The organism is Flavobacterium sp. ZE23DGlu08, from assembly GCF_030505335.1.
GTDB classification, from domain to species: domain Bacteria; phylum Bacteroidota; class Bacteroidia; order Flavobacteriales; family Flavobacteriaceae; genus Flavobacterium; species Flavobacterium algoritolerans.
Genome location: NZ_CP130045.1, coordinates 2,861,008 through 2,873,497, shown reverse-complemented (window position 1 = coordinate 2,873,497; position 12,490 = coordinate 2,861,008). Strand labels below are relative to the sequence as shown.

General features: G+C 34.4%; 13 protein-coding genes. 7 read left to right on the top strand and 6 right to left on the bottom strand.

Annotation, left to right across the window (positions count from 1 at the left end; all coding sequences use genetic code 11):
- Positions 1 to 66: 66 nt before the first annotated feature.
- The 3 genes from dnaJ to hisS all read right to left on the bottom strand — a co-directional run bounded on the left by dnaJ (position 67) and on the right by hisS (position 3,519).
- Positions 67 to 1,182 (bottom strand): molecular chaperone DnaJ, encoded by a 1,116-nt coding sequence (gene dnaJ / locus Q1W72_RS12650; protein WP_099714600.1) that lies wholly within the window; start codon positions 1,180 to 1,182, stop codon positions 67 to 69.
- 78 nt (positions 1,183 to 1,260) lie between these two features.
- Positions 1,261 to 1,839, bottom strand: coding sequence for a nucleotide exchange factor GrpE (locus Q1W72_RS12645; protein WP_099714599.1), 579 nt, complete (start codon positions 1,837 to 1,839; stop codon positions 1,261 to 1,263).
- Positions 1,840 to 2,148: 309 nt separating this feature from the next.
- Positions 2,149 to 3,519, bottom strand: coding sequence for a histidine--tRNA ligase (gene hisS / locus Q1W72_RS12640; RefSeq protein ID WP_099714598.1), 1,371 nt, complete (start codon positions 3,517 to 3,519; stop codon positions 2,149 to 2,151).
- Between the two features lie 343 nt (positions 3,520 to 3,862).
- Here hisS and Q1W72_RS12635 point away from each other — a divergent pair, with 343 nt between their 5' ends.
- Positions 3,863 to 5,107, top strand: a complete 1,245-nt coding sequence (locus tag Q1W72_RS12635) for an ABC transporter permease (protein WP_199074771.1) — start codon at positions 3,863 to 3,865, stop codon at positions 5,105 to 5,107.
- A 233-nt stretch (positions 5,108 to 5,340) separates the two neighbouring features.
- Here the strand turns inward: Q1W72_RS12635 and prmC are convergent, their stop codons facing one another.
- Together prmC and Q1W72_RS12625 are read right to left on the bottom strand one after the other, a co-directional pair.
- Positions 5,341 to 6,228, bottom strand: a complete 888-nt coding sequence (prmC, locus tag Q1W72_RS12630) for a peptide chain release factor N(5)-glutamine methyltransferase (RefSeq protein WP_099714596.1) — start codon at positions 6,226 to 6,228, stop codon at positions 5,341 to 5,343.
- Between the two features lie 7 nt (positions 6,229 to 6,235).
- Entirely contained in the window at positions 6,236 to 6,721 is a 486-nt protein-coding gene (locus tag Q1W72_RS12625; RefSeq protein ID WP_099714595.1) for a GNAT family N-acetyltransferase, read from the bottom strand.
- A 139-nt stretch (positions 6,722 to 6,860) separates the two neighbouring features.
- On the opposite strand from Q1W72_RS12625, the gene ribD reads away from it, so the two are divergent.
- From ribD to Q1W72_RS12610, 3 genes are read left to right on the top strand one after another with little or no spacing between them, the layout of a single operon-like run.
- Positions 6,861 to 7,904 (top strand): bifunctional diaminohydroxyphosphoribosylaminopyrimidine deaminase/5-amino-6-(5-phosphoribosylamino)uracil reductase RibD, encoded by a 1,044-nt coding sequence (gene ribD, locus Q1W72_RS12620; RefSeq protein ID WP_099714594.1) that lies wholly within the window; start codon positions 6,861 to 6,863, stop codon positions 7,902 to 7,904.
- Complete coding sequence (locus Q1W72_RS12615) at positions 7,897 to 8,499, top strand: HAD family phosphatase (RefSeq protein WP_099714593.1); 603 nt, start codon at positions 7,897 to 7,899, stop codon at positions 8,497 to 8,499. The genes ribD and Q1W72_RS12615 overlap by 8 nt, the downstream gene beginning before the upstream one ends.
- Positions 8,500 to 8,510: 11 nt before the next feature.
- Complete coding sequence (locus Q1W72_RS12610) at positions 8,511 to 9,140, top strand: YigZ family protein (RefSeq protein WP_099714592.1); 630 nt, start codon at positions 8,511 to 8,513, stop codon at positions 9,138 to 9,140.
- Between the two features lie 29 nt (positions 9,141 to 9,169).
- Here the strand turns inward: Q1W72_RS12610 and Q1W72_RS12605 are convergent, their stop codons facing one another.
- A complete protein-coding gene (locus Q1W72_RS12605; protein WP_099714591.1) occupies positions 9,170 to 9,574 on the bottom strand; it encodes a thioesterase family protein in 405 nt (134 codons plus the stop codon).
- Positions 9,575 to 9,758: 184 nt separating this feature from the next.
- Between Q1W72_RS12605 and dnaA the strand changes: the two genes are divergently transcribed.
- From dnaA to Q1W72_RS12590, 3 genes are all read left to right on the top strand, one after another.
- Positions 9,759 to 11,186, top strand: coding sequence for a chromosomal replication initiator protein DnaA (dnaA, locus tag Q1W72_RS12600; RefSeq protein WP_035674283.1), 1,428 nt, complete (start codon positions 9,759 to 9,761; stop codon positions 11,184 to 11,186).
- A gap of 7 nt (positions 11,187 to 11,193) precedes the next feature.
- A complete protein-coding gene (locus Q1W72_RS12595) occupies positions 11,194 to 11,661 on the top strand; it encodes a low molecular weight protein-tyrosine-phosphatase (protein ID WP_099714590.1) in 468 nt (155 codons plus the stop codon).
- A gap of 67 nt (positions 11,662 to 11,728) precedes the next feature.
- A complete protein-coding gene (locus tag Q1W72_RS12590) occupies positions 11,729 to 12,451 on the top strand; it encodes an SAM-dependent methyltransferase (protein ID WP_099714589.1) in 723 nt (240 codons plus the stop codon).
- Positions 12,452 to 12,490: the final 39 nt, after the last annotated feature.

Below are 12,490 nucleotides of genomic sequence, written 5' to 3'. Positions count from 1 at the left end.
CCTTATTTTAACAAGGATGGGAAATATATTTAAAACAGCTTAGATAAATTGTATCGCTACTTTTTATTATGAAAACATGTCTTTCACTTTCTCAAAAAATGATTTGTCTGATTTTTCAGGATTTGGAATAAAATTCTCATCGGTAAGATTTTTTTCGAAAAACTGTTTTTGCTCTTTGCTCAGTGTTTTTGGAGTCCAAACATTTACATGTACCAATAAATCGCCGTTTCCGTACCCATTGATACTAGGAATTCCTTTTCCTTTTAATCTCAGAATTTTACCGGATTGAATTCCTTCCTCCAGTTTGATTCTTACTTTTCCGTTTATAGCTTCGATGTCTTTGGAAATTCCAAGAACAGCTTCAGCGAAACTGATGTATAAATCGTAGTGTAAATTCTCTCCTTCACGTTTCAAGAATTCATGCTCCAATTCTTCAATAGCAACAATCAAATCTCCCGGGATACTGTTTCCTGGAGCATCGTTTCCTTTATTAGAAACTTTCAATTGCATTCCGTCTACAACACCCGCAGGTATTTTTATTGAAACCGTTTCATCTTCAAGAATCATTCCTTGTGAATCCGCTTCGGATGGTTTTCTGTCTAAAATTTGACCTGAACCACTACATGTTGGACATGTAGAGGCAGATTGCATTCTACCCAAAATGGTATTCGTAACGCGCATCACTTGTCCTTGACCGTTACATGTAGAACATGTTTTATAGGTAACTCCAGGTGCTTGAACTTTACGTTTTACTTTTACTTTTTTCTCAACGCCATTCGCAATTTCTTCCAATGTCAATTTTACTTTGATACGAAGGTTGCTTCCTTTAGCACGACGAACACCGCCGCCGCCACCGCCTCCGAAACCACCAAAACCGCCTCCGAAAATATCACCAAACTGACTGAAAATGTCATCCATATTCATTCCGCCGTGACCACCTCCGCCAAAACCGCCAGAACCATCAAAAGCTTGATGACCATATTGATCGTATTTTGCTTTTTTCTGAGGATCGCTTAATACTTCGTAAGCTTCAGCAGCCAATTTAAATTTATCTTCTGCCGATTTGTCTCCAGGATTTTTGTCAGGATGAAATTGTAGTGCGTTTTTTCGGTATGCTTTTTTAATTTCAGCAGCATCAGCATTTTTTGAAATGCCTAATATTTCGTAAAAATCTTTTTTCATTTTTATTTTTTCTTTTGTTGAGTCGCACTGCAGTGCGCTTCTACGCGTGATATAAATACGCGATTAATCGCGAATCTATTACTGCCCTATAACAACTTTTGGAAAACGGATAATCTTGTCTCCTAATTTATATCCTTTTTCAAGAACGTCAACAATTTTACCTTTCAACTTATCTGATGGCGCAGGAATTTGAGTGATAGCTTCAGCAAAATCAGCATCAAAAGCGTCTCCAGCCTTAACCTCAACTTGCTCTAGTCCTTTAGAAACTAAAGTACTTTTTAATTTTTCATGGATAAGTTCCACACCTTTAGTCAACAATTCGTCATCTGATTTGTTTATCTCAACCATAGCTCTGTCGAAATCATCCAATACAGGAAGCATCGCTAACAAAACTTCTTGATTAGCCGTTTTAAACAACTCGATACGCTCTTTTGTAGTTCTACGTTTGTAATTTTCAAATTCAGCAAATAATCTTAAATACTTATCTTTCTCTTTGGCTAAGTCTTGAGTCAATTGCTCTTCCAGACTTAATTCCTCAATAATGATTTGCTCTCCATTTGCATTATTTTCTAATGTCACATCATCTATTTCTTGATCAATTTCTGTATTTTCAGTAGTCATATTACTTGTATTTTTAAAAATATTCTTAAACTTCATTTTTATTCTTTTCTTTGGATTGCAAAAGTACTGCCAATTCTTTTAAAATGTCAAATTGTCATCTTTTTATTGAATTTATATTTTTTTTAGACTTTACACTCTTAAAAACAAATTTTACCCACTCAAAATTTTAATATAATTTTAAGACTATCTCGATATAGTTTACATAAATTTGTTTCAATTATTTACAGTTAATTTTCTGTAAATGAAAAACTAAAGAATCCCTACAAATTATTAATTCACCATTATTTTATATTAAAAAAAGCTTCGTTTAGTAGACGAAGCTTTTTTTATGCTTTTAAAATAGAACTATACTAATGCGTTTTTCAAACCTTCAAAATCCACTGAAGTCTGTTCTCCGCTCACTAAATTTTTAAGAGAAAAAGAATTGGAAGCCATTTCCTGTTCCCCTACGATTACCGCAAAAGGAATTCCCCTTTTATCTGCATGTTGGAACTGCTTCGCCACTTTCGCATTATCCGGATACAATTCTACTTTTAAACCTGAATTCCTTAATTCTTTTATCGCTTTCATCGCATAAAAAGCTTCTTTTTCGCCGTAATTAATAAACAACGCTTTAGAAGTTGCCGTTACAGTTTCAGGAAATAAATTCAATTCTTCGACAACCAAATAAATTCGATCCAATCCAAAAGAAATTCCCACGCCGCTCATATTTTTCAATCCGAAAATTCCGGTCAAATCATCATATCGTCCGCCACCGCCAATGGACCCCATCGAAACTGATTTTGGCGGAGCCACTTCAAAAATAGCACCCGTATAATAATTTAGCCCTCTGGCCAAAGTCACATCCAAATCTAAAATTGCTGTTGACAATCCGAGTTCCGTAACGTTGTCACAAATAAAACGTAGTTCTTCAACTCCTTTCATTCCTTCATTGGACTCCACAAGCAAAACAGAAAGTTGGTTTATTTTCTCTGAAATAGTTCCTGTGAAATTAAATAGCGGCTGTACTTTCAGAATTGCTTCTTCCGAAATTCCTTTCTCCATCATTTCTTTTTTCACGCCGTCCTCGCCTATTTTATCGAGTTTGTCTAACGCAACAGTGAAATCTATTAATTTATCTGATGCGCCAATCACTTCCGCAATTCCAGATAATATTTTTCTGTTATTGATTTTGATGGTTACCCCTTCTAAACCTAAAGCGGTAAAAACAGTGTCATACAATTGAACCAATTCTACTTCCTGCCACAATGATTTAGAACCTACCACATCAGCATCACATTGAAAAAATTCTCTGAAACGTCCTTTTTGCGGGCGGTCTGCTCTCCAAACGGGTTGAATTTGGTATCTTTTAAATGGAAACTCTATATCGTTTTGATGTTGCACCACATAACGCGCAAATGGAACGGTTAAGTCATAACGCAAGGCTTTTTCAGAAATACTTGATGTTAATTTAGTACTGTCCTTACTTTCTAAATGAGTTGCATTGGCTTTAGCCAAATAATCTCCTGAATTTAATATTTTAAAAATCAAACGATCGCCTTCTTCTCCGTATTTCCCCATTAAAGTTTCGGAGTTTTCAAACGAAGGAGTTTCTATCGGTTGAAAACCAAACTTCTCGAAATTACTTTTTATAATCTGAATGATATATTGACGTTTTGCCACCTCAGTTGGTGAAAAATCTCTAGTTCCTTTTGGAATGCTCGGTTTTGATGCCATTTTTTGATTATTGGATTTTTAGATTTTCAGATTTAGGAATTCTTGAAAAACTCCAAATTCTAATTCTTTGCAAATATCTTATTTTTAAAATAAATCTGTTTACAAATTTCATCATTTTATTGCCCGATGCCTAGCCCAGAGAGCAGCGAAAACATGGAAGTGAAAAATAATATTGTTTTCTTGCCTGAAAGAGCGACCAAAGGAAGCTCCTTTTAGGCAATTAAAAACAAATTATTTTCACTGACAGGTTGTAGCGAAAAGCTGGAAAAAGCTCCTAAAAAATAAATTAGGATTTTTGAAAAGGAAATTTGTAACAAAAATTGTATTTTCGTGTCAAACTGCTATGATGTTAAAATTATTCAAAGAAAATATTCGAATTGCATTCGGTTCCATCAGGACACAATTGTTGAGAACCGTTCTTACTGTGTTGATTATCGCTATTGGAATCACAGCTTTAGTTAGTATTCTTACTGTTGTTTCTGCTTTGGAAAACACTATTTCCTCTGATTTTGCATCGATGGGAGCCAATACTTTTAACATCAATCAATACGAAAACACCACTCGAAATCGCGGTGGCGGAGAAAGAGAAATCATAAATCCAATCATTTCTTACCCTGAAGCGGTTGCTTTCAAAAACAAATACAAATATCCTTTTACCGAAACTTCGCTTTCTTTTACCGCAACTTCTGTTGCTGAAGTAAAATATGAGTCTTCTAAGACGGATCCCGAAAATACGGTTGTTGGTGTCGATGAATTTTTCGTTACTAACTCCGGATTAGAAACTAGTTCCGGACGTAATTTTACCAGATTTGACATCGATAATAATGCGTATGTATGTATTGTAGGTTCTGATTTTGAGAAAGGATTATTAAAAGACGTAAACCCTATTGATAAACTAATCTCGATTCGAGGAGCCAAATTTAAAGTTATCGGAGTACTGAAAGAAAAAGGTTCAACCTTTGGGAATAGTCAGGATTTAAGGATTTTAATCCCTATTCAAGTGGCCCGTTCCATGTTTACTGCGCCAAGCATAAATTACACCATGAGTGTCATGGTTTCTAAAAAAGAATTACTAGATGAAGCGATAGACAATGCGACAAGCACCATGCGCCGCGTTCGTAAATTAAGCCCGGTAAAAGACAATAATTTTGGCGTAGTTCGCAGTGATGACCTTATCAACAGAATCCTTGGAATCACAAAATATCTTGGACTTGCCTCGTGGCTTATCGGTATCATTACCGTTCTTGGATCTTCAATTGCTTTGATGAATATTATGATTGTTTCGGTAACGGAACGCACACGGGAAATAGGCGTTCGAAAAGCCTTGGGAGCCAAAAAAACAACGATTGCCTTTCAGTTTTTCATAGAAACATTACTTATTGGTCAATTGGGCGGATTAGTAGGAATAATTTTTGGAATCTTAATTGGTTTTGGTATTGCAACTGCCATGAGTTTTGCATTTGTAATTCCGTGGAGCGCAATTATGGCGGCATTCATAACCAGTTTTATGGTTGCTATCGCTTCCGGATTATATCCTGCGATAAAAGCAGCTATGCTGGACCCAATTGAAGCATTGCGATACGAATAGTTTGCAACAATAAACTTCATTGCGAACAAAGCAATCACATTTAATATTTTTCAAAAAAATTTGGGCGTGACCACATTAAAAAAAGGGGCTAACTAATCATACGTGTTAGTTGCCCCTTTTTTTAATGCGGTCGGGTCATCCGCGTTACAAGGTAACTTGCTTCTACCCCTCACGCAAACCCCGTAAATCCATAACTTTTGCATACACAATAACCAAAGTTAAATGCGATTGCTTCATTCCTTGCAATGACAACTAATCATCCTGTCATTTCCGTAAATATCTTTTCGTAATTCGATGTTTTTGAAATTCATTTTTTCAAGTAAATCAACCGTTTCTTTGCCTAGATATTGATTAATTTCAAAATACAATTGTCCGTTTTCAGATAGATTTTTCTGAGCCAATTCGGCTATTTTTTTATAAAAAATCAACGCATCATTATCTTCTACAAAAAGCGCCAAATGCGGTTCATTGTCCAATACATTTTTCTTAATTTCCTCTTTTTCCAGATTTCGAACATACGGCGGATTAGAAACAATAATATCAAATTGTTGCCTTAAATCTTCCGTTTCAAGAATGTTTTGATTGATAAAAGTAACTTCCACAGCATTGTGTTCAGCATTTTTTTTGGCTGTAGCCAAAGCCTTTTCAGAAACATCAATAGCAAAAACTGCTGCATTTGGAATATTCTTCGCCAATGAAATGGCAATACAACCGCTTCCGGTTCCAATATCAAGAATCTTTAGTCCCGAAGTTTCGGGATTAGACTTTTGGATTATTCGGTTATTAGATAAAATCCATTCGACCAACTCTTCCGTTTCGGGTCTTGGAATCAAGACATTCTCATTGACTTCAAAATCCAATCCATAAAAACTCGTTTTTCCTAAAAGATATTGTACTGGAATTTCCAGTTTCAATTGTTCCAAAATCGAATTCCAAACTACAATTTCTGCTTCCGAAAAAACCAAATCAGGATGCAACGCCAAGTCTATTCTTTTCAATTGATGCTTTTCTTCTAAAATTAAATAGAAAAAACTCTCTGCTTCACCCGCATCATAAATTGGAGTTAGTTCCTGAATAAATTGGGTTCTGTATTCTTTAATTTTAAAAGAGCTGTTTTTCATTTATAACTTATAATGTTTTCAACATCCAAACTGGACAACTGGTATGACCTGTGCTTCCCATAGGAGAACAAATGTATTCAAAACCTACTTTCTTATACAGTTTTTGAGCATCAAGCATAAAAGGCATTGTTTCCAAATAGCATTTTTCAAAACCAAAATCTTTGGCACTTTGCAAACATTTTTCCATCATTTGGCTTCCTATTCCTAAGCCTCTGGTTTCCGGCAGAAAATACATTTTTTGCAGTTCACAGATGGTTTCCGCTTCATTTTCAAGTGGTGCAACACCGGCAGAACCAATGATTTTTCCATCCTTTTCTACAACATAATAAACTGATTTTGGCTTACTGTATTCCTCAAACATTAAATCCAAATATGGATCTTCATAAGCCGTTCCTACTTTTGGAATATTTAATTCGTCAAAAACGGCTCTTATCAATTGCGCAACTGCTTGATTGTCTTCTTTTTTTATTTTTCTAATGCTGTAATTTTCCATTTTTATCAAAAACTAATTTTATATACAAAAGTAGAAATTGTTTATTGTTATTTTAGAAAGTTTCAAAACTAATCTCGTCCCGACCCCGAAGTTTCGGGACGGGATTGGGACTAAACTCAAAAATAACTACTTTTGTGTTGTGAAAATACATGAAAAATACATCCGACGCTGCATCGAATTAGCCAGAAATGGCTTGGGAACAACGTATCCAAATCCTTTGGTAGGCAGTGTTATTGTTTATGAAGACAAAATCATTGGCGAAGGCTGGCATAAAAAAGCTGGAGAACCACACGCCGAGGTAAACGCTGTGAATTCCGTAAAAGATAAATCGTTATTGAAAAAAGCGACTATTTATGTGAGTTTAGAACCGTGCAGTCATTTTGGCAAAACGCCGCCTTGTTGTGATTTGATAATCAAAAATAAAATTCCAAATGTAGTTATTGGAACTGTTGACCCCAATGTAAAAGTGGCAGGAAACGGAATCAAAAAACTAATGGAAGCCGGAATACAGGTAACCGTAGGAATTCTTGAAGAAGAATGCAATGAACTTAATAAAAGGTTTTTTACATTTCATGAAAAGAAAAGACCTTATATTATTTTGAAATGGGCCGAAAGTCAAGATGGTTTTATTGCGCCAAAGGAAAAATCAGAAAAAAAACCGGTCTGGATTACAAATCAGTATTCGAGACAATTGGTACATAAATGGAGAACGGAGGAACAAGCTATTTTGGTGGGAACTCAAACTGCCATTGATGACAATCCAAAATTAAACGCACGGGATTGGTACGGAAACAATCCGATTAGAGTAGTTCTAGACCAAAATAATCGCATTCCCAAAGACAATCATGTGTTTGATAGTCAAGTTAAAACAATCCTATTTTCTAAATCGAAACAATCTATTGAGAAAGAAAACTGTATCTTTGAGTATATTGATTTTGAACAAAACATAGCAACACAAGTAATAGAATCGCTATATAAGCATCAAATTCAATCCATTATAATTGAAGGCGGACGGCAAACTTTACAGACATTTATTGATGCCAATCTTTGGGACGAAGCTAGAATATTTGTTGGAAGTACCGAATTTAAGCAAGGAACCAAGGCTCCAAATCTTGCTAAAAACCAGTTCAAAAAACAATCTATTGGTAATGATCAATTAATACTATCTAGAAACTATGATTAATACTATAATTTTTGATTTTGGAGATATTTTTATCAACTTAGACAAAGAAGCTCCTATTGTTGCCTTTACTAAATTGGGCTTAAAAGAATGGACTGAGGATTTAGATGAACTCAATCTATCATTTGAAAAAGGAAAAATTTCTGAGCGTCAATTTATTGAAGGCTTCCAGAAACACATGCCTAATGCTTCAATAGACGAGATTAGAAGTGCTTGGAATACCATTTTATTGGATTTTCCATTGTACAGACTTGAATTTTTACAAATGCTTTCGCAAAAATACCGGTTGTTCTTACTAAGTAACACAGATGCAATTCACATCGATAAATTTCAGCACACAGCCGGAATGACCTTTTACAGAGAGTTTTATCAATGTTTTGAAAAAGTTTATTTTTCTTTTGAGTTAGGCATGCGAAAACCCGACGCCGAAATTTTCAATTACCTAGTAAAAAAACATGAGTTAACGCCAAAACGCACTTTGTTTATTGATGATAAAAAAGAAAATACCGACGCCGCACTTGCATTAGGATTTCAAGTATGGAATTTACAAGTAGGAAAAGAAGATGTTGTTCATTTATTTGACAAAAAAATAATTTAGAAAAGTAGCTTTTGGAATTTAAAGACACCTACAACACTATTGATTTTCCCTCTTCAGCAGTATTATTCAAAGAAAAAAACAGTAAATTTTTTGGTTATGCCTTTCCTATTCAATCAGAGGATGACGTAAAACCAATCATCGAAACCTTACGAAAACAACACCCTAATGCAGGCCATTTTTGTTATGCCTATCAAATAGGTGCTGATGTTATAACGTATAGAGCAAATGATGATGGCGAACCTAGTAATAGTGCAGGAATGCCTATTTATGGACAAATCCAGTCTTTTTCAGTAACCAATGTGCTTATTGTTGTCGTTCGAATATTTGGTGGCGTGAAATTAGGCGTTGGAGGATTAATCTCCGCTTATAAAACAACCGCACAAATGGTTCTTGAGACCTGTGAAATTGTCGAAAAAACGATAGATATTCATTTTACAATAACATTTGATTATAAGAATATGAATAAAGTAATGCGGGTAATTAAGGAAAAAAAGCTTGAAATTGTAAATCAAGAAATGGAAATAAATGAAGAATCAGGACTTCCGATAGGCAAAATTGAAATAAAAACTCGAAAAAAAAATGCCGAAATGGTATTCGACATTTTTAATTCAATGTTTGAAATCGATATAAAACGACTCTAATTTCTACTCAAAATTGCTGTTTTTATAATTTATTCTATTGTTTTTAAGAGTTCTAAAATATAATCCGGCGGAGCGGTAGGACGACCTGTTTTTAAGGACACAAAAACAAGGATAAATTGGGCAGTTGTTAATAACTCATCAGACTCATTATAAATAGCGCAATCAAATTCTATCTTCACAGAACTCTGACTTTTGAAAATCGTATGAACCGTGAGCAACTCATCGTAGCGAGCTGATTTTTTATAATTTATATTCATGGAAACTATTGGAAGCGCAATTCCACTTTCCTCCATGCTTTTATACGAAATCCCTTTGTTTCTAAGCCATTCCACTCTTCCTATCTCAAAATAAGGGATGTAATTTCCATGATAAACAACGCCCATTTGATCCGTTTCGGAGTATCGTACCCTAACTTGTATTTGATGATCTTTCATTAATTATGTATTAAAATTTTTAAATTTAAAAAGCTCCTTACAACAATAATTTGGAAAATTATTGTCCAATATATTTTTTTTTACAGAAATTTGTTCACATATTTGTTACCCCGATAAATAATAAAAAAACATCTTTTTTTTTGTAAGATAACAATTACCAATTAAAAATAATTTAACAGAATATATGAACAAAACTGCTCAATCAGTATGGGAAAACTGTTTGTCTTTCATAAAAGACAACATTCAGGATCAAGCTTACAAAACTTGGTTCGAACCAATCAAATCAGTTGAACTTACCGATAACGCATTATATATTCAAGTTCCAAGTAAATTTTTCTACGAATGGCTAGAAGAACACTACGTAAAATTATTAAAAGTGGCGCTTACCAAAGAACTGGGTAAAAACGCAAAGTTACTCTATAAAATCAGAATGGAAAACACTTATGGCAACAAACAACCGTTTACGGAGCAATTGCCAAGTGCCAACAGAGTTCCTATGAAGCCGCAAGAAGTTGATGCTCCATTTAAAAACTTAAACCCAGAATTAAAAAATCCTTTTGTAATCCCGGGAATCCGAAATTTAAAAATTGAATCTCAACTGAATGCAAATTACAGTTTTGATAATTTTCTGGAAGGTGATTCTAATAGATTAGCGCGTTCTGCAGGTATGGCTGTTGCCAATAAACCTGGAGGAACTTCGTTTAATCCGCTATTGATTTTTGGAGGAGTTGGACTAGGAAAAACACACTTAGCACATGCTATTGGTGTGGAAATAAAAGACAAATACCCTGAAAAAACAGTTTTATACATATCAGCTGAGATTTTCACACAACAATATATTGACTCGGTAAAGAAAAACAACCGAAATGATTTCATCCACTTCTATCAATTAATTGACGTTTTAATTATTGATGATGTCCAGTTCCTTTCCGGAAAATCTGGAACGCAGGATGTTTTCTTCCATATTTTCAATTATTTACATCAAAATGGCAAACAGGTAATCTTGACATCAGACAAGGCGCCAGTTGACATGCAAGATATTGAACAACGATTGTTATCTCGTTTCAAATGGGGATTGTCTGCTGAATTGCACCAACCGGATTATGAAACCAGAATTTCTATCCTAAAAAATATATTGTACAGAGATGGTGTTGAAATCCCTGAAGAAATAATAGAATATGTTGCCCGCAACATCAAATCCAATGTAAGAGAACTGGAAGGAGCCATCATTTCCTTGATTGCACAATCTTCATTCAATAAAAAAGAAGTTACACTTGAACTTGCTAAAAGTGTTGTAGAAAAATTTGTTAAAAATGTAAAACGAGAAATTTCTATCGATTACATTCAAAAAATTGTTTCGGATTATTTCCAATTGGATTTAGAAACATTACAATCAAAAACCAGAAAAAGGCACGTTGTTCAGGCCAGACAATTGGCAATGTTTTTTGCAAAAAAATTCACAAAAGCATCTTTAGCAAATATTGGTTCTCAAATTGGGGACAGAGATCACGCTACCGTATTACACGCCTGTAAAACCGTTGATAATTTAGTTGCTACTGACAAACAATTCAAGAAATTTGTTGAGGATATCAATAAAAAATTAACGCTGTAAACGCATCATGCCCGTGAAAATTTTAATGGTTTGTTTAGGCAATATTTGCCGATCACCCTTGGCCGAAGGCATATTGGCCTCAAAGCTCCCAAAAAATAAATTCAAAGTTGATTCAGCAGGAACTGGTTCTTGGCATGTTGGCCATAAACCTGATGATCGATCCGTTGCTGTAGCAAAAAAAAATAAAATAAACATTTCAGATCAAAAAGGAAGACAATTCAGCAAATCTGATTTCGATTCATTTGATTACATCTATGTAATGGATAATTCTAATTACGACGATGTTATTGAACTTGCCGAAAGTCAAGAACATAAACAGAAAGTCCAACTCATTTTGGATGAATTATTTCCAAACGAGAAAGTAGATGTTCCAGATCCTTATTTTGGTTTACCCAATGGATTTGAAATAGTGTATAATATGCTTGATGAAGTTTGCGATGTAATTGCAAAAAAGCTAATAGACAAACATCAATAATCTTTGGATTTAAAATTTTCAGAAGAAATCAACAGGAAATTTACTTTAGAAACGTAAAAATACAGCAATGCAAACAACTACTTTATTAGGAAAACTGTACTTAATCCCTACTACAATGGGCGATTGCGATCCAATGGATGTGTTGCCTCAAACCGTAAAAAGAAGTATTGATTTCATTGATTATTATATTGTTGAAAACGAAAAAACAGCCCGAAAATCTATTAAAGGCGTACATCCTGAAAAGAAACAATCGGAGCTAAAGCTTTTTGTATTAAATAAACATACCGAAATCAAAGAGCATTTAGATTTCATTAAACCTTTATTAGAAGGGAAAAATATGGGATTAATGAGCGAAGCAGGCTGCCCTGGTGTTGCTGATCCCGGTGCAGTTATTGTAAAATTAGCACATGAAAAAGGAATTCAAGTTATACCGTTAGTTGGACCTTCTTCTATTCTTTTGGCGATGATGGCTTCAGGAATGAATGGACAAAGTTTTACGTTTAATGGTTATTTACCAATAGAAAAAGGAGAAAAAAAGACAGCTCTGAAAAATTTGGAAAAATTATCTCAGGAGAAAAACCAATCTCAAATATTCATAGAAACTCCGTATCGAAATAATAAAATGCTGGAGGATATCTTGCAGGCTATTAATCCCGCGACTCACCTTTGTATTGCTACTGACATTACTTTACCAACAGAATATATCAAAACCCTGAGAGCTTCTGATTGGAAAAAAGTAAAAGTGGATTTACACAACCGCCCTACTATTTTCATCATTCACAAAATGTAACTTTCCTCATTTTGAAATTTAAAAATTGGTTTTTAAATC

Bases quoted from the DNA above. Each gene is read 5' to 3' on its own strand.
- hisS (WP_099714598.1), bottom strand. From the start codon at position 3,519: ATGGCATCAAAACCGAGCATTCCAAAAGGAACTAGAGATTTTTCACCA.
- dnaJ (WP_099714600.1), bottom strand. From the start codon at position 1,182: ATGAAAAAAGATTTTTACGAAATATTAGGCATTTCAAAAAATGCTGAT.
- prmC (WP_099714596.1), bottom strand. From the start codon at position 6,228: ATGAAAAACAGCTCTTTTAAAATTAAAGAATACAGAACCCAATTTATT.
- Q1W72_RS12645 (WP_099714599.1), bottom strand. From the start codon at position 1,839: ATGAAGTTTAAGAATATTTTTAAAAATACAAGTAATATGACTACTGAA.
- Q1W72_RS12635 (WP_199074771.1), top strand. From the start codon at position 3,863: ATGATGTTAAAATTATTCAAAGAAAATATTCGAATTGCATTCGGTTCC.
- dnaA (WP_035674283.1), top strand. From the start codon at position 9,759: ATGAACAAAACTGCTCAATCAGTATGGGAAAACTGTTTGTCTTTCATA.
- Q1W72_RS12615 (WP_099714593.1), top strand. From the start codon at position 7,897: ATGATTAATACTATAATTTTTGATTTTGGAGATATTTTTATCAACTTA.
- Q1W72_RS12605 (WP_099714591.1), bottom strand. From the start codon at position 9,574: ATGAAAGATCATCAAATACAAGTTAGGGTACGATACTCCGAAACGGAT.
- Q1W72_RS12590 (WP_099714589.1), top strand. From the start codon at position 11,729: ATGCAAACAACTACTTTATTAGGAAAACTGTACTTAATCCCTACTACA.
- Q1W72_RS12595 (WP_099714590.1), top strand. From the start codon at position 11,194: ATGCCCGTGAAAATTTTAATGGTTTGTTTAGGCAATATTTGCCGATCA.
- Q1W72_RS12625 (WP_099714595.1), bottom strand. From the start codon at position 6,721: ATGGAAAATTACAGCATTAGAAAAATAAAAAAAGAAGACAATCAAGCA.